21 protein-coding genes are annotated in these 18,326 nt (G+C 72.4%); 7 read left to right on the top strand and 14 right to left on the bottom strand.

Going from position 1 to position 18,326, the window contains the following annotated elements:
• The first annotated feature begins 49 nt into the window (after window positions 1-49).
• On the top strand, window positions 50-1,636 hold the full coding sequence (gene lnt, locus ACICHK_RS07955) for an apolipoprotein N-acyltransferase (protein ID WP_406836368.1): 1,587 nt from the start codon (window positions 50-52) through the stop codon (window positions 1,634-1,636).
• On the opposite strand, the gene ACICHK_RS07960 is transcribed toward lnt, so the two are convergent.
• Window positions 1,554-2,465, bottom strand: a complete 912-nt coding sequence (locus tag ACICHK_RS07960) for a Gfo/Idh/MocA family protein (protein ID WP_151470600.1) — start codon at window positions 2,463-2,465, stop codon at window positions 1,554-1,556. The genes lnt and ACICHK_RS07960 overlap by 83 nt on opposite strands.
• Before the next feature lie 261 nt (window positions 2,466-2,726).
• Here ACICHK_RS07960 and ACICHK_RS07965 point away from each other — a divergent pair, with 261 nt between their 5' ends.
• Entirely contained in the window at window positions 2,727-3,176 is a 450-nt protein-coding gene (locus ACICHK_RS07965) for a hypothetical protein (protein ID WP_406836369.1), read from the top strand.
• A gap of 70 nt (window positions 3,177-3,246) precedes the next feature.
• Here the strand turns inward: ACICHK_RS07965 and ACICHK_RS07970 are convergent, their stop codons facing one another.
• The 6 genes from ACICHK_RS07970 to ACICHK_RS07995 form a co-directional block, all read right to left on the bottom strand.
• The gene (locus ACICHK_RS07970) at window positions 3,247-3,804 is read right to left on the bottom strand and encodes a hypothetical protein (protein ID WP_406841176.1); all 558 of its coding nucleotides are present in this window, start codon (window positions 3,802-3,804) and stop codon (window positions 3,247-3,249) included.
• Between the two features lie 122 nt (window positions 3,805-3,926).
• Window positions 3,927-4,610 carry a uracil-DNA glycosylase gene (locus ACICHK_RS07975; protein WP_406836370.1) on the bottom strand — a complete coding sequence of 228 codons (684 nt, stop codon included), beginning with the start codon at window positions 4,608-4,610 and terminating at the stop codon, window positions 3,927-3,929.
• A gap of 177 nt (window positions 4,611-4,787) precedes the next feature.
• Window positions 4,788-5,549, bottom strand: coding sequence for an SDR family oxidoreductase (locus tag ACICHK_RS07980; protein ID WP_151470603.1), 762 nt, complete (start codon window positions 5,547-5,549; stop codon window positions 4,788-4,790).
• A 17-nt stretch (window positions 5,550-5,566) separates the two neighbouring features.
• Window positions 5,567-6,328 carry a 3-oxoacyl-ACP reductase FabG gene (fabG, locus tag ACICHK_RS07985; protein ID WP_151470604.1) on the bottom strand — a complete coding sequence of 254 codons (762 nt, stop codon included), beginning with the start codon at window positions 6,326-6,328 and terminating at the stop codon, window positions 5,567-5,569.
• Between the two features lie 203 nt (window positions 6,329-6,531).
• Window positions 6,532-6,915 carry a DUF3037 domain-containing protein gene (locus ACICHK_RS07990; RefSeq protein ID WP_151470605.1) on the bottom strand — a complete coding sequence of 128 codons (384 nt, stop codon included), beginning with the start codon at window positions 6,913-6,915 and terminating at the stop codon, window positions 6,532-6,534.
• Window positions 6,912-7,685 (bottom strand): HipA family kinase, encoded by a 774-nt coding sequence (locus ACICHK_RS07995; protein ID WP_406836371.1) that lies wholly within the window; start codon window positions 7,683-7,685, stop codon window positions 6,912-6,914. Before ACICHK_RS07995 ends, ACICHK_RS07990 begins: the two co-directional genes overlap by 4 nt.
• Window positions 7,686-7,905: 220 nt before the next feature.
• Between ACICHK_RS07995 and ACICHK_RS08000 the strand changes: the two genes are divergently transcribed.
• On the top strand, window positions 7,906-8,340 hold the full coding sequence (locus ACICHK_RS08000) for a Rieske (2Fe-2S) protein (RefSeq protein WP_406836372.1): 435 nt from the start codon (window positions 7,906-7,908) through the stop codon (window positions 8,338-8,340).
• Window positions 8,341-8,381: 41 nt separating this feature from the next.
• On the opposite strand, the gene ACICHK_RS08005 is transcribed toward ACICHK_RS08000, so the two are convergent.
• Window positions 8,382-9,020 carry a cysteine hydrolase gene (locus tag ACICHK_RS08005; protein ID WP_406836373.1) on the bottom strand — a complete coding sequence of 213 codons (639 nt, stop codon included), beginning with the start codon at window positions 9,018-9,020 and terminating at the stop codon, window positions 8,382-8,384.
• A gap of 223 nt (window positions 9,021-9,243) precedes the next feature.
• On the opposite strand from ACICHK_RS08005, the gene ACICHK_RS08010 reads away from it, so the two are divergent.
• Window positions 9,244-9,711, top strand: a complete 468-nt coding sequence (locus tag ACICHK_RS08010) for a pyridoxamine 5'-phosphate oxidase family protein (protein WP_103553095.1) — start codon at window positions 9,244-9,246, stop codon at window positions 9,709-9,711.
• A 19-nt stretch (window positions 9,712-9,730) separates the two neighbouring features.
• Here the strand turns inward: ACICHK_RS08010 and ACICHK_RS08015 are convergent, their stop codons facing one another.
• Window positions 9,731-10,636 (bottom strand): LysR family transcriptional regulator, encoded by a 906-nt coding sequence (locus tag ACICHK_RS08015; RefSeq protein ID WP_406836374.1) that lies wholly within the window; start codon window positions 10,634-10,636, stop codon window positions 9,731-9,733.
• Between the two features lie 75 nt (window positions 10,637-10,711).
• On the opposite strand from ACICHK_RS08015, the gene ACICHK_RS08020 reads away from it, so the two are divergent.
• Window positions 10,712-11,647, top strand: a complete 936-nt coding sequence (locus tag ACICHK_RS08020) for a DMT family transporter (RefSeq protein ID WP_406836375.1) — start codon at window positions 10,712-10,714, stop codon at window positions 11,645-11,647.
• Window positions 11,648-11,671: 24 nt separating this feature from the next.
• Here ACICHK_RS08020 and ACICHK_RS08025 read toward each other — a convergent pair whose 3' ends face one another.
• Window positions 11,672-13,003, bottom strand: a complete 1,332-nt coding sequence (locus ACICHK_RS08025; protein ID WP_406836376.1) for an aminotransferase class I/II-fold pyridoxal phosphate-dependent enzyme — start codon at window positions 13,001-13,003, stop codon at window positions 11,672-11,674.
• A gap of 35 nt (window positions 13,004-13,038) precedes the next feature.
• Between ACICHK_RS08025 and ACICHK_RS08030 the strand changes: the two genes are divergently transcribed.
• Window positions 13,039-13,728, top strand: a complete 690-nt coding sequence (locus tag ACICHK_RS08030; protein WP_225860611.1) for a pyridoxamine 5'-phosphate oxidase family protein — start codon at window positions 13,039-13,041, stop codon at window positions 13,726-13,728.
• A 182-nt stretch (window positions 13,729-13,910) separates the two neighbouring features.
• Here the strand turns inward: ACICHK_RS08030 and ACICHK_RS08035 are convergent, their stop codons facing one another.
• The 3 genes from ACICHK_RS08035 to ACICHK_RS08045 all read right to left on the bottom strand — a co-directional run bounded on the left by ACICHK_RS08035 (window position 13,911) and on the right by ACICHK_RS08045 (window position 16,768).
• Window positions 13,911-14,903, bottom strand: coding sequence for a DMT family transporter (locus ACICHK_RS08035; RefSeq protein WP_406836377.1), 993 nt, complete (start codon window positions 14,901-14,903; stop codon window positions 13,911-13,913).
• A gap of 202 nt (window positions 14,904-15,105) precedes the next feature.
• Entirely contained in the window at window positions 15,106-16,116 is a 1,011-nt protein-coding gene (locus ACICHK_RS08040) for an EamA family transporter (RefSeq protein WP_406836378.1), read from the bottom strand.
• A 109-nt stretch (window positions 16,117-16,225) separates the two neighbouring features.
• The gene (locus ACICHK_RS08045; RefSeq protein WP_406836379.1) at window positions 16,226-16,768 is read right to left on the bottom strand and encodes a Clp protease N-terminal domain-containing protein; all 543 of its coding nucleotides are present in this window, start codon (window positions 16,766-16,768) and stop codon (window positions 16,226-16,228) included.
• A 300-nt stretch (window positions 16,769-17,068) separates the two neighbouring features.
• On the opposite strand from ACICHK_RS08045, the gene ACICHK_RS08050 reads away from it, so the two are divergent.
• Window positions 17,069-17,497: an SRPBCC family protein gene (locus ACICHK_RS08050; protein ID WP_406836380.1), complete on the top strand. Its 429-nt coding sequence runs from the start codon at window positions 17,069-17,071 to the stop codon at window positions 17,495-17,497.
• A 108-nt stretch (window positions 17,498-17,605) separates the two neighbouring features.
• Here ACICHK_RS08050 and ACICHK_RS08055 read toward each other — a convergent pair whose 3' ends face one another.
• Window positions 17,606-18,259 (bottom strand): PadR family transcriptional regulator, encoded by a 654-nt coding sequence (locus tag ACICHK_RS08055; RefSeq protein ID WP_406836381.1) that lies wholly within the window; start codon window positions 18,257-18,259, stop codon window positions 17,606-17,608.
• Window positions 18,260-18,326 lie beyond the last annotated feature (67 nt).

Here is an 18,326-nt window from a genome sequence, read left to right on the forward strand (position 1 = left end):
TCGCCGCCGACGCGCACACTGGAGGGACCCCGGGGCAGGGAGGCGAAGGATGAGAAGGCCCGACCGTGCGTTCGGCCCATGGCTGGTCTCCCCCTGGCGGCGCGGTGTCGTCGCCGCGCTGGCGGGCGCGCTGCCGGTGTTCGCGTTCCCCGCCCCGTCCTGGTGGTGGTTCGCGTACGTGGCTCTGGTGCCCTGGATCCTCCTGGCCCGCTCGGCGCCCACGGGCAGGCGTGCCGCGTACGACGGCTGGCTCGGCGGGTTCGGGTTCCTGCTGGCGGTACACCACTGGCTGCTGCCGAGCCTGCATGTCTTCCTGGTGGTCATAGCCGCGCTGCTCGGCGCCCTGTGGGCTCCGTGGGGCCTGCTCGTCCGGCGGTTCCTGGCCGGAGTGCCCTCACCGGGCCGGGTCGGCGCCGCGCTCCTCGTCCTGCCGTCGGGGTGGCTGCTGGTGGAGCTCGTCCGGTCCTGGCAGGGCCTGGGCGGTCCCTGGGGTCTGCTCGGGTCGAGCCAGTGGCAGGTGGAGCCCGCGCTGCGGCTGGCCTCGGTCGGCGGGGTGTGGCTGCTGAGCTTCCTGGTGGTGGCGGTCAACGTCGCGGTCGCCGTGCTGGTCTCGGTGCGTGAGTCCCGGGTGCCCGCGGTGGCCGGACTGGTCGCGACGGCCGCCGCGACCTCGGTGGCCTGGGTGTGGTCGCCGCGCCCGGACGTCGACGGCCGGGTGCGCATCGCGGTCGTGCAGCCCGGTGTCGTGGACGGGAGCGCGAGCGGCGACGAACGCTTCGCGCGCGAGGAGGCACTGACCCGTGAACTCGCGGGCCGGGGCGCAGACCTGGTGGTCTGGGGCGAGAGCAGCGTCGGCTTCGACCTGGCCGACCGGCCCGACCTGGCGCACCGCGTCGCGAAGCTGTCCCAGGAGCTCGGCGCCGACATCCTGGTGAACGTCGACGCGCGCCGCTCCGACCGGCCCGGCATCTACAAGAGCTCGGTCCTGGTGGGACCGCACGGCCCGACCGGCGACCGCTACGACAAGATGCGGCTGGTCCCGTTCGGCGAGTACGTGCCCGCGCGCTCTCTGCTCGGCTGGGCCACCTCGGTCGGCAAGGCCGCGGGCGAGGACCGCAGGCGGGGTACCGAACAGGTGGTGATGAACGTCGGGCACGGGCTGCGCATCGGCCCCATGATCTGCTTCGAGACGGCGTTCCCCGACATGGGCCGCCACCTCGCCGAGGACGGCGCCGACGTCCTCGTGGCCCAGTCCTCGACGTCGACGTTCCAGCACGGCTGGGCCCCCGGGCAGCACGCCTCGCTCGCCGCGCTGCGGGCCGCCGAGACCGGCCGTTCGATGGTGCACGCGACCCTCACCGGTGTCTCCGCCGTCTACGGCCCGGGCGGCGAGCGCATCGGTTCCTGGCTCGGCACGGACGCGAGCGGCGCGGTGGTCTACGACGTGCCGCTGGGCCGGGGCGTCACTCCCTACGTCCGGTTCGGCAACTGGCCGGTGCAGGGCGCCCTGCTGGTGCTGGCGGCGCTGTGCGTGACGGAGGGCACGCGCACGTTCAGGCCCCGGCGGACCGCTCCTGAACGGCTCGTACCACCCGCTCGCACAACTCGTGGGTCTCCAGCGCGTCCCGGGCGCTGAGCACCTTTCCCGCGCGCACGGCGTCGAGGAAGGCCAGGACCACCTGCTCGATGCCGCGCTGTCTGGCCACCGGCACCCAGTCGCCGCGCCGGCGCACGGTCGGCTGGCCCTTGTGGTCGATCACCTCGGCGAGGTTGACCACCTGTCGCTTGGTGTCCTGGCCCGAGACCTCGAGGATCTCCTCGCTCGAACCGCTCAGCCGGTTCATCACACCGAGTGCCGTGAATCCGTCCCCGGAGAGCTGGAGCACGACGTGGTGCAGCAGCCCGTCCTCGGTACGGGCCCGCACCGTCACGTCGTCGACCGGCCCCGGTGCCAGGAAGCGCAGGGTGTCGACGACGTGGATGAAGTCGTCGAGGATCATGGTGCGGGGCTCCTCGGGCAGCCCCGTGCGGTTCTTCTGCATCAGGATCAGCTCGCGGGGGTGCTCGGCGCACTGTGCGTACGCGGGTGCGTGACGCCGGTTGAAACCGACCGCGAGGCTCACGTTCCGCTCCTCCGCCAGCCGCACCAGCCGCTCCGAGTCGCCCAGCTCGTACGCGAGCGGCTTGTCGACGTACGTCGGTACGCCCGCCTCCAGCAGCCGGGTGACGATCTCCGGGTGGGTGACGGTGGGCGCGTGCACGAACGCCGCGTCGAGGTCCTGGGCCAGCAGGGCGTCCAGGTCGGTGTGGCGCCGGTCCCGCGGCAGGTGAAGGCCGTCGGCGACCCGCTCGAGCGTGGCGGGCGTCCGCGTCTGCAGGTGCAGTTCGATCCCGGGCTGCACGCCGAGCACCGGCAGGTACGCCTTCTGCGCGATGTCGCCGAGTCCGATGCAGCCGACCTTCACGGGGGTCTCCTTCAGTCGCCGACGCGGGTTCCGTCGGAAGCATACGGCCGTCGCGGCGGCCGTACGCGGGCGGACGGACGCCCCGGGGGGCGGCCGGCCGGCCGTGCCGGTTCCGGACGGCGCGTACCCGGACGGCGTGTCAGCTCGCCGATGCCCGTGCCCGCCGGAGGAGCGGAAGGATCACCCGTGCGGGGCATCCTGCGCCTCTCCGCTCCCCCTGAGCGGTCCGGAACCAGCAGAGTTGCGCGGGTGTACCGAAAGATGACGACCGCAACGCTTCTGGTCGCCGCGGCGGTCACCACCCTCTCCGGGTGTGTGACCGTCCAGCGGCCGCCCGCCTCCGGCACTCCGGCCTCCCCGTCGGAACTCACCGCACCGCATGCGGACGGCAAGGGGGCACCGAAGCCCGCGCAGGCACCGGCCCAGGAGGCACTGAGGCGCGGCGGCTCCTCGCGGGAACCCTCGCCCGACGCGACGGCCCGGCACCGGACGACTCCCCCGCCGCGGACCGTGGCGCCCCCGGCCCCTCCACGGCACGCCCTCCCGGCCCCGCGTCCCGAACCACGGCACCCGGAGCGCCGTGTGGCCGTCCCGCCCGGCGTTCCCGGCATTCCGAAGGACCTGGACGTGTGCGCGCTCGGCAGGCAGTACGGAGGCTGGAAAGCGAACAGCCGGGAGGCGATCCGCTGCGCGAAGGCGTACGGGAACTGACGGCGTCCGTGGCCCCGGTGAACGGGGCTCGGGCACGCCCCCGTCGGGGCGGTTCTCCCCTCGGGACGGTTCAGGGCCGCTGTCTGGGCGGTCCCAGGGTCTCGCCGCCCGGTCCGTCGAAGTGGTCGGACCCGCCGGTCTCCGCGGAGGTGCCGGTCTCCCGAAGTCTCAGTTCGAGGCGGCCGATCGCCGCGCGGACGCCGTCGCCGTACCGGTCGTCCGCGAGGGCGCCGGCCGCGCCGCGGGCCCGGAGCAGATGGGTGTGGGCGTCCTCCGAGCGGCCGAGCTTCGCGTAGTCGGCGGCGAGGTTCAGATGCAGCGAGGGGTAGAACGCCCGCACGGCGAGGGACCGGTGGGGCTCGGCGACGCGGCCGGCGGTCAGTTCCTCGGCCGCCGACAGGGCCCGCAGGTCCCAGGCGAGTTCGTCCGCGGGGTCGTCCTGGGTGTCGGCCATGTAGTGCGCCAGTGTGCAGCGGTGCAGGGCGTCGCCGTCGTCGCCGATCTCCCCCCACAGGTCCAGGAAGCGGCCCCGGGCCTCCTCGCGGTCACCGGCGTGGTGCAGCATGACGGCCTGTCCGATCCGGGTCATCATGGCGTCCGGCGCCGCCTGCTCCTGCTGCTCCGCCACCGCGTCCTCCAGGCTCGTCACTGTCCCTCACGACGCTAACCGGAGCCACTGGCAATCCCGCTCAGGCGCCCCCGGGCACCGCTGGGCCAGGCCGGTGACGGTCCCGCCCAGCGGCCCGGCCGTCAGCCGAGGTCGGGGATGCGCCAGTCGATCGGCTCATGGCCCTGGGCGGCCACGGCCTCGTTGATCTGCGTGAAGGGACGCGAGCCGAAGAACTTCTTCGCGGACAGCGGTGACGGGTGCGCTCCCTTCACCACCACGTGCCGTTCCTCGTCGATCAGCGGGAGCTTCTTCTGCGCGTAGTTGCCCCACAGGACGAAGACGGCCGGGTCGGGGCGGTCGGCCACCGCGCGGATGACCGCGTCGGTGAACTTCTCCCAGCCCTTGCCCTTGTGCGAGTTCGCCTCACCGGAACGCACGGTCAGCACCGCGTTGAGCAGCAGCACGCCCTGTTCGGCCCACGGCATCAGATAGCCGTTGTCCGGGATCGGGGTGCCCAGCTCCTCCTTCATCTCCTTGTAGATGTTCCGCAGCGACGGCGGGGTCTTGACCCCGGGACGGACCGAGAAGCACAGGCCGTGCCCCTGGCCCTCGCCGTGGTAGGGGTCCTGGCCGAGGATCAGTACCTTCACCCGCTCGTACGGCGTGGCGTCGAGCGCGGCGAAGACCTCCTCCCGCGGAGGGTAGACGGGACCCTTCGCACGCTCCTCCTCGACGAACTCGGTGAGTTCCTTGAAGTAGGGCTGCTGCAGCTCGTCACCCAGGACGCCGCGCCAGGACTCGGGCAGCATGGCGATATCGGTCACGTCAACTTCCTTCGATGTGCGATGACTTCCTGACCACAGAACCTACCGTCGCCCACTGACAATCGGTTCCGGGCCCACATCGGGACCGTACAGCGGCTACGGTACGCCCCCGCGGCCCGCCGCGGACGGGCCGGCCGGACGTTCCCCGCACTCGGGGAACGTCCGGCCGGCCCCGTGTCACTCGACTCCGGCGTTGAGGAACATCCCGCCATCGACCACGAGCGTCTGACCGGTGACCCAGTCCGACTGCTCCGAGGTGAGGAACGCGGCCGCCCCGCCGATGTCGGAGGGCACACCGAGCCGGCCGAGCGGGTAGGCCGCGGCGGCCTCCGCCTCACGGCCCTCGTACAGCGCGGCCGCGAACTTCGTCTTCACCACGCCGGGGGCGATGGCGTTGACCCGCACCTTGGGCGCGAACTCGTGCGCCAGCTGCAGGGTCAGGTTGATCATCGCGGCCTTGCTGACGCCGTACGCGCCGATGAACGGCGAGGGCGCGAGGCCGGCGACCGAGGCGATGTTCACGATCGCGCCGCCGTTCTCGCTCTGCCAGGCCTTCCAGGTCAGCTGGGCGAAGCCGAGCGCGGAGACGACGTTGGTCTCGAAGACCTTCCGCGCCACGTTGAGGTCGAGCTCGGCGATCGGCCCGAACACCGGGTTCGTACCGGCGTTGTTGACCAGGAAGTCGACGCGGCCGAACGCCTCCATGGTGCGCTCCACGGCGACGGCCTGGTGGGCCTCGTCGTGGGCCTTGCCGGCCACACCGATGACGCGGTCGGCGCCGAGCTTCTCGACGGCCTCCTTGAGGGCGTCCTCGTTGCGGCCCGTGATGCAGACCCGGTCGCCGCGGGCGACCAGGGCCTCCGCGACGCCGTAGCCGATGCCGCGGCTCGCGCCCGTGACGAGCGCGACCTTGCCCGAGAGTTCGGGGAGGGTGGTCATGTGCTTTTCCCCTGGTTCTAGTTGAGCGGTCCGCCGGCCACGTACAGCACCTGGCCGGAGACGAAGCCGGCGGCCTCGCCGGTGAAGAAGGCGATGCTGTTGGCGATGTCATCGGGGTTGCCGACGCGCTGCACGGGGATCTGGGTGGCGGCCGCGGCCTGGAAGTCGTCGAAGTCCATCCCGACGCGGGCGGCGGTGGCGGCGGTCATGTCGGTGACGATGAAGCCGGGCGCCACGGCGTTCGCGGTCACGCCGAACTTGCCGAGCTCGATGGCCAGGGTCTTGGTGAGGCCCTGCAGACCGGCCTTGGCCGTCGAGTAGTTGGCCTGGCCGCGGTTGCCCAGGGCCGAGGACGAGGACAGGTTGACGATGCGGCCGAACTTGGCTTCCACCATGTACTTCTGGACGGCCTTCGCCATCAGGAAGGCACCGCGCAGGTGCACGTTCATGACGGTGTCCCAGTCGGACGCGCTCATCTTGAACAGCAGGTTGTCCCGCAGGACACCCGCGTTGTTCACCAGGATGGTCGGCGCGCCGAGCTCCTCGGCGATCCGCGCGACGGCGGCTTCCACCTGGGCCTCGTCGGAGACGTCGCAGCCGACCGCGAGAGCCTTGCCGCCCGCGGCGGTGATCTTCTCGACGGTGTCCTTGCACGCGGCCTCGTCGAGGTCGATCACCGCGACGGCGCGGCCCTCCGCGGCCAGTCGTACGGCGGTCGCGGCGCCGATGCCGCGCGCGGCACCGGTGACTACGGCGACGCGCTGCTCAGTGGTGGACATTGCTGGTTCTCCTCGCCCTTGGAAAAGCCGGCCCAAGCCCGGCCAAGCTGTCTCGACAACCTTGCGGAGTCTTCGGGGTCCCGGGGGACCCGCGGCTCACACGGTACGCCCGTCAGGTGAGCGACCGCTTAGTACCTTCAGCAGACGTGACGCTAGAAGCCCTGGCACGCGGTGTCAACGGCGCACCGCGCGCGTGTGATCCATTACCTGACCAGGAGCTGGAGCAACCGCTCGGTCTCGGCCTCGGGATCGGCGGTCAGACCGGTGTGCACGGGACCCGGCTGGACCACCGTCGAGCGCGGCGCGATCAGCCAGCGAAAACGCCGTCCGGCGTCGTCGCCTGCCGCTTGACCAGCGGCTTTCCCTCCGCTGCAGACCCCTTCGACGGCACGCAGCGCGGCCCGTACGCCCACCACGTCCGCGTCCGGGTCGAGTGCCAGCAGCTTGTTCTCGTCCAGATGGGTGCGGGCCGCCACGAAGGAGTGAGCACGGCAGTACACCAGCACGCCCGCGTTGAAGCACTCGCCGCGTTCGACCCGCGGCACCACCCGCAGCAGCGCGTACTCGAAGACGTTCCGCTCGTTCACCTGTCCCCCTCGGTGCCGTCGATGCCCTTGATCCGCTCGTGGATGACGGCGGCGCGCGCCAGCAGCGGCCGCGCGTAGGCGCGCCGCAACGCGTCCACCGTGTCGAAGCCTGGTTCTCCGGCCAGCCACGCGTCGGGGATCTCGGCCGTGACCTCGGCGAGCAGGTCCTCGGTGACCCGCGGGGCCAGTTCGGCGGCGGCCGCGGCGATGTCCGGGGCGAAGGGGGCGAGTGCGTGGTCGGAGATGTCGTAGGGCTTGGCGGCGGAGGTCTCGGCACCGGGCCAGTGGTGGTGCCAGATCATCGTGGCGCCGTGGTCGATGAGCCACAGCTCGCCGTGCCACATCAGCAGGTTGGGGTTGCGCCAGGAGCGGTCGACGTTGTTGACCAGGGCGTCGAACCAGACGATCCGGCCCGCCTCCCGCGCGCTCACCTCGAAGGCGAGGGGGTCGAAGCCGATGGCGCGGGGGAGGAAGTCCATCCCGAGGTTCGGTCCGCCGCTCGACTTCAGCAGTTCCTGGACCTCCTGGTCCGGCTCCCCGAGCCCGAGGACCGGGTCGAGGCCGATCGTCACCAGGCCGGGCACCCGCAGGCCGAGCCGGCGGGCGAGTTCACCGCAGACGACCTCCGCGACGAGCGTCTTGCGTCCCTGTCCGGCGCCGGTGAACTTCATGACGTACGTCCCGAGGTCGTCGGCCTCGACGAGTCCCGGCAGCGAGCCGCCCTCGCGCAACGGCGTGATGTAGCGGGAGGCGTTCACTTCCTTGAGCATCGCCCCAGGTTACTGGGGTGGTCCCGGCCGGCGGACGCGACCCGGTGAGGGAGGCGGGGGCGATCCCCGGCATGGGGGCCGGGGCGGGCGGTGACCGGGCGCACCCGGCTGTCGGCACGCTGTGGATCAGGTCAAGAAGTCGCCATTGCCTGAACGGCATCCGATGACGGACCGTACCTCTGATCAGATCCAGATCATGTCCGCCGAAGGGAAAGCCAGCATGACCAGCGAATCGCTTCACTCCGCACAGGGACCGGCCCGGCGCACCGTCGTGGCGGCGGTCGGCGCGGCAGGGATCGCCGTCGCGCTGACCGCGTGCGGGTCGGACGACAAGGATTCCGGCGCCGCGGGCTCCGGGAACGCGGCCGGCACGGAACTCGCCAAGACCAGCGACATCCCCGAGGGCGGCGGCAAGGTCTTCGCCGACAAGGGAGTCGTGGTGACCCAGCCGACGGCGGGCACCTTCAAGGCCTTCTCGTCGAAGTGCACCCATCAGGGCTGTGCGGTCAAGGGCATCGCGAACGGCGTCATCACCTGCCCCTGTCACAACAGCGAGTTCTCCGCCACCGACGGCAGCGTGAAGAAGGGGCCCGCGACGACCGGGCTGGCCGTCACCGACATCAAGGTGGACGGGGACTCCATCAAGTTCGCCTGACCTCCGGCACCGGCCGCCGGCCGCTCGGGGCGTCGGCTTCCTCAGCGCCGTCGCCGTTCGAGGCAGGCGAGCACGTCGTCGGTCGTCGTGATGGTGGCGACCAGCGCGAGCGTGTTCCGGATCATCGCGGGGGTGTACTCGGAGGGCACCCCCGCGACGGCGTCCGCGGGAACGACGACGATGTAGCCGCGGTTCACGGCGTCGAACACGGCGTTGGGAACGGCGATGTTGGCCGAGACCCCCGTCACCACGAGGGTGCGGCAGCCCAGGTTGCGCAGCAGCGGGTCGACGTCGGTGCCCGAGATCGGCGACAGACCGTGCAGCCTGCGTACGACGAAGTCCTCCTCGGCCACCTCGACGGGGGGCGCGATCCGCACCGCCGCCGTACCGGTCAGCTGCCGCACGGGCAGCCGCTCGGCCGCCCGGAACAGCCGGGCGTTGCGGTTCGCGCCGCGGCCGTCCGGGCGGCGCTCGGCGACCGCGTGGATCACCTGCGTCCCGCTCTCGTGCGCGGCGTCGACCAGCCGGGCGATCCTCGCGAGCGCTCCGGAGGACCGTGCCTCCCGGGCGAGTTCGGGCAGCGCGCTGTCCGGGCCCACGACGCCCTGTTGGCACTCCACGGTGAGCAGTACCGTGCCGACGGGGTCGAGGAGTTCACCGAGTTGCTCGAACGACGGCATGGCTCTCCTTGTCGTCGCGGGTCGGGACGGCGGAGCGTAACGACCATTGCGTGAGGACGGAAGACACCTCATGCTTTCCTGACGGGACGTCAGAAATTTTTACGGAAAGCCTCGTCGGACAGAGCCGACGCACGGAACGGGAACGGGATCGGCACGGCCTCGGCCGGCACAGGACGAGAACGCCGATCACGCAGAGCGAGAACACAGGACAAGAGGGGACCGTATGACCGTCACCCAGCGCAGGGGCCGGAAGATCATGATGACCCCCGGTGAACTGGACGAGTTCCTCACCACCCAGCGCACCTGCCGCGTCGCCTCCGTGTCGAAGGACGGAGTCCCGCACGTGAGCGCCCTCTGGTTCGCCTGGGACGGCACCTCACTGTGGTTGTACTCGGTGGTGCGCAGCAAGCGCTGGGTGCAGCTGCGGAACGACCCGCGGGTCGCGGTGGTGGTCGACTCCGGCGAGGAGTACGGGGAGCTGCGGGGCGTCGAGCTGTCCGGAACGGTGGAGTTCGTCGGCGAGTTCCCCCGCACCGGAGAGCTGTGCGCCGAACTCGACGTCCCGGAGATCCTGTTCGCCCGCAAGAACTTCGGCCTGGAGGAGATGCCGCACGACGGCCGGCACGCGTGGATGCGGCTGACGCCGACCGCCATCGCCTCGTGGGACTTCCGCAAACTCCCCCCGATGTAGCCGAACCGCCCTTCACCCGCTAATGCTCCACGGCCGCACCGGCCCTGCGCAAGGCGTCCACCGCCGCCCTGATCGAGGGCCGGCGGTCGGCGTCGGCCCGCCACACGACGTAGACGTGGCGGCGCACACGGTGCCGCACCGGCACCGTGACGACCCCCTCGGGCATCGGATGGCGCCCGAGGAGCGGGGCCACGCACACGCCGAGCCCCGCGGCGACGAGCCCGAGCTGGGTGTGCGTCTCCCCGGCGCGGTGCCCGATGCGCGGTTCGACCCCCTGGGAGCGCAGCGTGAACATCAGCCATTCGTGACAGAACTCGCCCTCGGCCCAGGTGATCCACTCGTCGTCGGCGAAGTCCCCGAGGTCCACCTCGTCGCGGCCCGCGAGCCGATGACCGGCCGGCATCGCCACATCGGCCGGGTCTTCGAGGATCGACGCCTTCACCAGGCCGTCGGGCAGGGGCATCGGCTTGTTGTACCAGTCGAGCACGACCGCGAGGTCCAGGTCCCCGCGCACCACTCCCGCCACCCCGGCCTCCGGCTCCAGCTCGCTGGAGCGCACCCGCAGTCCCGGGTGGTCGGCGCGCAGCTGCGCGAGCGCCGCCGGGAACAGCCCGCGCGCCGCGGTCGGGAACGCGGACAGCCTCAGCTCACCGGCCACCTGGCCGCGCTGCGCCTCCAGGTCGGACTGCGCGAGTTCGACCTGGGACAGGATGCGGGCCGCGTGCTCGGCGAGGAGCCGCCCGGCATCGGTCAGGCGCACCCCCCGGCCGTTCTTGGCGAGGAGCTGCTGTCCCACCTCACGCTCCAGCTTCGACATCTGCTGGGAGACGGCCGAGGTGGTCACGTGCAGCCCCTCGGCCGCGCCGCTCACCGAGCCGTGCCGGGCCAGGGCGTCGAGGGTGCGCAGTCGCTCCAAGTTCAACATGTAAGCAATGCTACGAGATACAGCTCGAAAATTCTCGCTTGTGCTACGAGATCGCCCTGCCTCATCCTGGACCCCATGAGCACCGTCGCCTCCTCCCGCCCCGTCACGCCGAACGGCGTCGCACCCCGCCGCCGCACCGCCCTCGACTGGCGGATCCGCTTCGGCGTGCTGTCGCTGATCTGGGGCTTCAGCTTCCTGTTCATCAAGGTCGGCACGGACGGGTACGCGCCGTTCCAGGTCACCTTCGGCCGGCTGCTGTTCGGAAGCGTGGTGCTCGTGGCGGCGATGGCGGTGAAGCGGGAACGGCTGCCGCGCGGGGCGCGGACGTGGGGCCACCTCGCGGTCGCGGCCTTCCTGCTGAACGCGCTGCCGTTCTCCCTCTTCGCCTACTCCGAGCTGACCATCCCCTCCACGCTCGCGGGCATCTGCAACGCGACGTCGCCGCTGTGGGGCATGGCCCTGTCCCTGGTCGCCCTCTCCGAGGACCGGCCGACCCGGCGCAGAGTGGCCGGTCTCGGCATCGGCTTCCTCGGGGTCCTGACGGTCCTGGGCGTCTGGCAGGGCTTCCACGGCCTGGACGCCACGGGCACGGCGATGGCCCTGCTGGCGTCGCTGAGCTATCCGGTCGGCTGGATCTACGTCCGCCGGACCCTGGCCGGCACCGGGCACTCTCACCTGTCGATGACCGGCGCCCAGCTGCTCCTGGCCACCGCTCAACTGGCTTTCGTCACCCCGCTGTTCACCACGCTCCCGAGCCGTGTCGCATGGGTGCCGCTGCTCGCGATCGCGGCCCTCGGGGCTCTCGGCACCGGTCTGGCCATGCTCCTGCAGTACGGCATCGTCGCCGAGGTCGGCCCGACGACGGCGCAGATGGTCACGTACTTCATCCCGGTCATCGCCACCGCCGCCGGTGTCGCGATCCTGGGCGAGTCGCTGGCCTGGTCGACACCGGTCGGCGCGGTGATCGTCCTCGCGGGCGCGGCCCTCACCCAGACCGGACCGCGCGACTGACACCGGGGGCACCCGACGCACGGCTCAGACGTAACGCCGTGCGGGGGCCGGTCCCACGGCGGACGCGACGGCGTCCGCGAGCGGCTCGGCGTCCTCGGGCCGAAGCGTCGACACGGTGATTCGCACGCCCGGCGGCGAACTCATCCTGAAGCGGGCGCCGGGCGCGACCGCCCAGCCGCGGTGCAGCAGCCGGGAGACGACCGCGGTCTCGTCCGGGACGGGGATCCAGACGTTCATCCCGCTGCGTCCGCGCGCTTCGACACCGCGTGCCCGCAGGGCGTCGATCAGCATGTCGCGGCGCGCGCCGTACGCGGCCGCCACCGCCCCCGCGTCGACCGCACCCGAGGTCCACAGGTGGACGACGGCCTTCTGGAGCAGACGGCTCACCCAGCCGGGGCCGAGCCGCTGCCGCCCGTGCACCCGGTCGACGGTGACGGGGTCCCCGGTGAGCACGGCGAGCCGGAGGTCGGGCCCGTACGCCTTGGCGACGGAGCGCACGAAGGCCCAGCTGTGCGTGACTCCGGCGAGGGGGTGCAGGGGCAGGTCGACGATCCGATGGCCGTGGTCGTCCTCGACGAGCAGGGTCCGGGGGTACTCCCCGAGCACGGAGCGCAGGGCACGCGCGCGGGCGGCGGTGACCGCGGCGCCGGTGGGGTTCTGCGCCCGGTCGGTGACGATCAGGGCCCGCGCCCCGGCCGCCAGCGCACGCCGTACGTCGTCGGGAAGCGGCCCCTCGTCGTCGACGCCGACAGCGGCCGCGCGCAGTCCCAGTGCCGGAAGGAGGTCGAGCAGGCTGCCCCAGCCCGGGTCCTCGACGGCCACCGTGTCACCGGGCCTGAGGTGGGCCGTCAGGACGCGCTCGATCGCGTCGAGCGACCCGGAGGTGACGACGACGGGCCCCTCGGGCACTCCGTCCGCCTCGAACGCGGCGTGGGCGAGCCGTGCCAGTTCCGGCTCGACGGCGTCCTGCCCGTACTGCACGGGATGCCGGTCCGACTCCCGGGCCGCCACCGCGAAGGCCTCGGCGAGAGCCGGCAGCAGGTCGGGGTCGGGATTGCCCTCACCCAGGTCCCGCACCCCCTCGGGCGCCTCGACGCGCAGCTGTTCACGCCCGGTGGTGGCCGGCTTCGGGCGCACCCGGCTGCCCCGGCGGCCGGCGGTCTCGATCACCCCGCGCTCACGCAGGGTGCGGTAGGCGGCCGCGACCGTGTTCGGGTTGACCCCCAGTTCCTCGGCCAGCTCCCGCATGGGCGGCAGGAGTTGCCCCGGCTCCAGGTCCCCCGCTCCGACCGCCCGTTCCACGTCGGCGGCGATGTCGGCTGCGCGACGCCCTTCGATCCGATACTCTCCTAGCACAAAACAGATTATGCACTAGTGCAATGGAGATGGCAATGTCGGAGACAAGCACCCAGCCGAGGACGACGGAGGCCGCCGGCTACACCCCTACCGACCGCACCGTCCCCACCCGCTCCAAGGAACGCGCCGCGTACGACCGGGAACTGGTGCACGCGATACTCGACGAGGGCTACGTGTGCCATCTCGGGTTCGTCCGTGACGGCGCGCCGGTCGTCCTGCCCACGCTCTACGCACGCGTCGGCGAACGGCTCTACGTGCACGGGTCGACGGGCTCGCGGCCGCTGCGGATGACCGGCCAGGCCGATCCCGGGCTGCCCGTCTGTCTGACGGTGACCCACGTCGACGGACTGGTGCTGGCCCGCTCGGCCTTCCACCACTCGATCAACTACCGCTCCGTGGTCGTGCACGGCGTCGCCCGTCAGGTGACGGACCCCGAGGAGCGGCGCCTCGCGCTGGACGCGCTGGTCGACCACGTCGTCCCCGGCCGCTCCGCCGACTCCCGCCCCGCCAACGCCAAGGAACTCGCGGCCACGGCCGTGATCAGCCTGGACCTCGACGAGGTCTCCGCCAAGGTGCGCGGCGGCGGCCCGAACGACGAGCCCGAGGACCTCTCCCTCCCGCACTGGACCGGCGTGGTCCCGCTGTCCAAGGGGTACGGCGCCCCGGTCCCGGCGGACGACCTGGCACCGGGCATCGGCCTGCCCGACTACCTGACGGCCCTGTGAGACCGACGGCGCCGTGAGCGGCGGGGCCGGCCGGGCACGGGCGGGAACGCCCCCGCGCCCCCGCCCCTCGGACCGGGCCCGCCCGGCGGGTGGCCGCCCGCCGGGCTCACCGAAGTGCCGGCCGCCCCTCCGGTCCCACCCGGGTGCCGGACGCCACTCGGGCATCCGCCACCCGCCGGACCTCACACGAGAAGCGGCTCCTCGGCCTCCGCGAGCCGTTCGGCACCCGCGGCGCGCGCCTCCGCCACCGCGAGTCCGGTGACCGAGCCGAGCATCAGCAGGGTTCCGGCCAGCGTCGCCGGGGTGAGCCGCTCACCGAGCAGGCAGACGGCGAGCACGGCCGCGCACACCGGCTCCAGGAGCATGATCACGGACACGGTGGCGGAGCGGACGACGGCGGCGCCGGCGAAGAAGAGCGCGTAGGCCAGCGCCGTGGGAACGGCCGCGACGTACGCCAGCAGGACCAGCAGACGGACGGGCTGCGCGGCGTGCGGGACCAGCCCCTCGGCGAGCCCGAACGGCAGCAGGCAGACGGTGGTGACGGCGAACGTCCACGCCGTCGTGCCGGATCCGTCGCCCCGGCCGTCGCGCCCCCACCACCGGGTGAGCAGCGTCATCGCGGAGTACCCGGCCGCGGAGAGGACCGCGAGGACGACACCCCAGGGGCGCACGGTGGCGCCCCCGCCGCCCAGGACCAGCACGCCGAGCCCGGTCAGCGCCCCGACGACGGCGGCGCTCCCGCCCCGGCCGAGCCGCTCCCCCATGGTCAGCCGGGCGCCGAGCGCGATGAGGACGGGCCCCGCGCCCAGGGTGACGACGGTCGCCACCGCGAGGCCGGTCGCCTCGACGGCGGCGAAGTAGGCGGTCTGGAAGACGGCCAGCCCGAGGCCGGTCAGACCGATCCGCAGGACCTTGGAGCCGAGTGCCTCCCGCACGGCGGGACGGCCCGCGGGCCCGCCGTGGCGAGGACGCGGATGACGGCGGCGCGGGCGCAGGGCGAGCAGCAGGACGAGTCCGCCCGCGCAGCGCCAGAAGGAGAGGGCGACCGACCCCATGTCACTGGCCCGGTAGACCAGGGACGCGGCGGCGCCCGCGGTGCCCCAGGCGACACCGGCGACGATCAGATAGAGCAGGCCTCGCCCGACGGGCAGGCCGACAGCGTTGTTGTTCGACACGTGTTCTCTCCGCGGATCCGCAGAAGTTCGGGAAGGGACCGCGTCGCCGCCCGTGCCGTGGGGCAGGGGCGTGCGGAAGGTCCTCGGACTTCTTCTGCGGGCAGCGCCGTTCCGCCCGGCACGGGGCCGGGCAGGTGTTCCGGTACGCCCGCCTCAGGCGGCCGGAGGCGGAAGAACGAGCATCGCAAGCATGATCCGCACTCTAGACGGCCGTTCCGCGGGCCGACAATTCCCTTTCGGTGTCGCTCGTCCCCCTCGCGACCGGCTCCCGCGGGGGTTTCGCCGGGGCCGACGACTGCGCGATGAAGGCGCCGAGCAGGACCACCGCGCCGCCGACGATCTGCGGCGTCGAGAGGTGTTCGCCCAGCAGCACCCACGCCAGGACCGTGGCGATCACCGCTTCGAGACAGGCCACCACGCCCGCGACCTGCGGGGAGAGCCTGCGCACGGAGAGGACTCCGGTGACGTAGGCGACGGCGGTGGCGACGAGCACGATCCAGCCGAGGAGCAGCACGGCCGGCACGGACGTCCCGTCCATGTCCGCGCTGCCCCCGAGAACGGACCAGCGCATGGTCCAGGGGCGCGCGACCGCGGTCAGCACGAGGGTGCCGACGAGCAGCCCGTACGCGATCACACCCAGCGGGTCGGGCGCCTCGTCGCCCGCGTCGCTGCCCTGGTCGGACAGGACGAAGTAGCCGACCTGGCAGCAGGCGGCACCCAGTGCGAGCAGGAGTCCGACGGCGTCGAAGCCGAGCCCCGACCACACCTCGACCACGCAGGCGAGTCCGCCGGCCGCGAGGACGACCCCGAGAGCCGCGGCGCGCGTGACGGGCCGGCGCTGCACGAAGCGCACCCAGCCGAGGACCAGCGCGGGGGCCAGGTACTCCACGAGGAGGGCGACGCCGACGGGGACGCGGGAGATCGCGGCGAAGTAGCAGGCCTGGACACCGGCCACGCCGAGGAGTCCGAATCCGGCGAGCAGTGCGGGGCGCCGCCTGACCAGCGCCCGGTGCCGCACGGCGAGCGGCAGCATGACCAGGGCGGCACCGGCGACCCGCAGCCACACCACGTGGAGCGGGTCGAGCCCTGCCTCGATCAGCGGCTTGGCCGCGACACCCGATCCGCCGAAGGCGACCGCCGACACGAGCGCGAGGCCCAGACCGACGCCTCTTCCGTGGTTGCCCTGACTGCCCTGAGAGGTGTGCACCGGCACATGATGACAGGCGAAGACATGACCGTCACCCCCACAAGCACCTGTCTCAACGGCTGGACCCCCGAACGCGGCGGGCCAGGACCGAAGACCGGGGTTCTCCGGAACCTCGTCAGCCCGCGTCACTCCGGCCGGCGCACTCCTCGCGCCCGCTCCCGGCGCGCTCCAACAGCCGCGGGAGCTCGACACCGGCACGTCCGAGAACCTCGACGGCCCGCGACCGGGGATCGGCGACGAGCGCCACGAGCAGGTCGAGACCACGGGCCCGCTCGTCACCCCGCAGCACGGCCCGCTCGTGCGCCTCCTCCATCGCGTCGGCCGCCACCGGAGACCATCTCCCGTCGGCCGTCACCGCCCCGGCACCGAAGTCCTCGACGGCGCTCTGCCAGCGGAGTCCGTAGCCGATGCTGCGCTGCACGAGGTAGCCGAGCAGCCGGTCGAGCTGCGGTCCGCCGCCGAAGGCGGCACGCACCTCGGGGTCGGACTCCAGCAGGGAGTGCAGCAGATGAGCCGTGTCGATCTGCCGGTCCCCGTCGCGCAGCGCTCTTCTGCGCGCGCCGGAGACCACCGGGGCCAGCTCTGCACTGAGTCCGGCATCGACGCCGAAACGCTTCGGCCCGCTCGCGGCGGACTGCTGGGGAATACGGGGCAGCACAACCTCCACCTCATCAGCCTCGTGGCGCCGTGTCGTCCACGGCGGGCAGCATCTTCGGGTCCGACACAGGGTGGGCATCCCGCACGGGTTCTCCTCCCTGCGGATGACTTCGCACCGTTTTCCCCCGGAGGCGCGCCGTCCTGCCCCACACGTTCACGGCCGGCTTCCCGGCGCCCGGCGGCCTACCGCCCTCCGCAATTCCTGACGGTTCATCAGTATTGAATGTTCCGGGACCTGGAGCTACGTTCCGCGACACCGTAGCTGCGCCGGGCGCAGCGCCCGACACGAAGGGGTGGTCGCATGGCCGAAGTCAGCGCGGAAGCACGGATCGAGGCGCCCGCCGAGAAGATCTGGGCCCGGCTCACGGACTGGTCCGCCTACGGCGAGTGGAACGCGACGCACACCGACTTCCCGCGGGGCGGCCCGGAGAAGCTCGAGGCGGGCGGCACCTTCGCGGAGAACATGAAACTCATGGGCTTCCCGGCCGAGGTCACCTGGACCATCGAGGAACTGGAGTCCGGCCGGGTCCTGGCCATCCGCGGCAAGGGTCCGATGTCGGTGAACGTCTCCACGCGCTACACGCTCACCCCCGACGGCGACGCCACATCGGTGCGCATCGACGGGGAGTTCACGGGTGCGGCCGTCTCGCTGATGGCGGGCAAGCTCAAGGACTCGGCGACGGCCGCCCTCGACGAGTCGCTGCGGAAGCTGGCCGGGCTGGTGGCCTGAGCCTCGCACGTCCGCGCGTCCCCCGGGGCGACGCGCGGCACCCCGTATGCGGACAGGCGCCCCGCGGAAACACTTCCACGGGGCGCCGGCAGGTACCACAGCACGCCGTCAGTCCTCGTCGGCGAGGATCAGGTACAGCTTCTTGCGGGCTTCGTTGATGACCGCCAGCGCCTTGTCGCGCTGGCCCTTGCTGCCGGTCTTCCAGACCTGGCCGAAGGCCTCCATGAGACCGAAACCGGCCTGCCGGATCTCGTGCAGCGTCTCCCAGTCGACCCCGCGCCCGGCCTCTTCCCAGGGCGCGTCGGGACCCTCGTCGGCCGCGCTGCGGCCCGACTCGGTGAGCGAGAACAGCTTCTTGCCGCCCTCCGCCTCGCTGACGATCAGGCCCTCGTCCTCCAGCAGCTGAAGGGTCGGGTACACCGAACCCGGGCTGGGCTTCCACGCCCCGCCGCTGCGCTCGGCGATCTCCTGGATCATCTCGTAACCGTGCATGGGCCGGTCCTTGAGCAGGGCGAGGATCGACGCGCGCACGTCACCGCGCCGCGCCCTCCCCCGCGGTCCGCCCCTGCCGCCGCGCCCACCCCAGGGTCCCGGGCCGAAGCCGGGACCACCGAAACCGGGGCCGCCGGGACCACCCGGCCCGAAGGGCCCGAAAGCCCCCCTCAGCGCCTCGAAGCCGCCCCGACCCCGATGGCCGGGTCCGCCGTGGTGTCCATGTCCGTGTCCGTGCTCGTATCCGAAGTCTTCTCCACGGGAACGCATCGCAATCACTCCATCCCATCGTTGATCGGTCGCGATGCGTCAACGATATATCGGTACCGTTCGCATG

Source organism: Streptomyces sp. AHU1 (assembly GCF_045343905.1).
Lineage (GTDB): Bacteria > Actinomycetota > Actinomycetes > Streptomycetales > Streptomycetaceae > Streptomyces > Streptomyces triticiradicis.

What these genes read in the sequence shown, in the direction of transcription:
- ACICHK_RS08055 (WP_406836381.1), bottom strand. Translation starts at nt 18,259, where the DNA reads ATGCGTTCCCGTGGAGAAGACTTCGGATACGAGCACGGACACGGACAT.
- ACICHK_RS08015 (WP_406836374.1), bottom strand. Translation starts at nt 10,636, where the DNA reads ATGTTGAACTTGGAGCGACTGCGCACCCTCGACGCCCTGGCCCGGCAC.
- ACICHK_RS08005 (WP_406836373.1), bottom strand. Translation starts at nt 9,020, where the DNA reads ATGCCGTCGTTCGAGCAACTCGGTGAACTCCTCGACCCCGTCGGCACG.
- ACICHK_RS08000 (WP_406836372.1), top strand. Translation starts at nt 7,906, where the DNA reads ATGACCAGCGAATCGCTTCACTCCGCACAGGGACCGGCCCGGCGCACC.
- ACICHK_RS08010 (WP_103553095.1), top strand. Translation starts at nt 9,244, where the DNA reads ATGACCGTCACCCAGCGCAGGGGCCGGAAGATCATGATGACCCCCGGT.
- ACICHK_RS07980 (WP_151470603.1), bottom strand. Translation starts at nt 5,549, where the DNA reads ATGACCACCCTCCCCGAACTCTCGGGCAAGGTCGCGCTCGTCACGGGC.
- fabG (WP_151470604.1), bottom strand. Translation starts at nt 6,328, where the DNA reads ATGTCCACCACTGAGCAGCGCGTCGCCGTAGTCACCGGTGCCGCGCGC.
- ACICHK_RS07965 (WP_406836369.1), top strand. Translation starts at nt 2,727, where the DNA reads ATGACGACCGCAACGCTTCTGGTCGCCGCGGCGGTCACCACCCTCTCC.
- ACICHK_RS08050 (WP_406836380.1), top strand. Translation starts at nt 17,069, where the DNA reads ATGGCCGAAGTCAGCGCGGAAGCACGGATCGAGGCGCCCGCCGAGAAG.
- ACICHK_RS07995 (WP_406836371.1), bottom strand. Translation starts at nt 7,685, where the DNA reads ATGCTCAAGGAAGTGAACGCCTCCCGCTACATCACGCCGTTGCGCGAG.
- ACICHK_RS08030 (WP_225860611.1), top strand. Translation starts at nt 13,039, where the DNA reads ATGTCGGAGACAAGCACCCAGCCGAGGACGACGGAGGCCGCCGGCTAC.
- ACICHK_RS08020 (WP_406836375.1), top strand. Translation starts at nt 10,712, where the DNA reads ATGAGCACCGTCGCCTCCTCCCGCCCCGTCACGCCGAACGGCGTCGCA.
- lnt (WP_406836368.1), top strand. Translation starts at nt 50, where the DNA reads ATGAGAAGGCCCGACCGTGCGTTCGGCCCATGGCTGGTCTCCCCCTGG.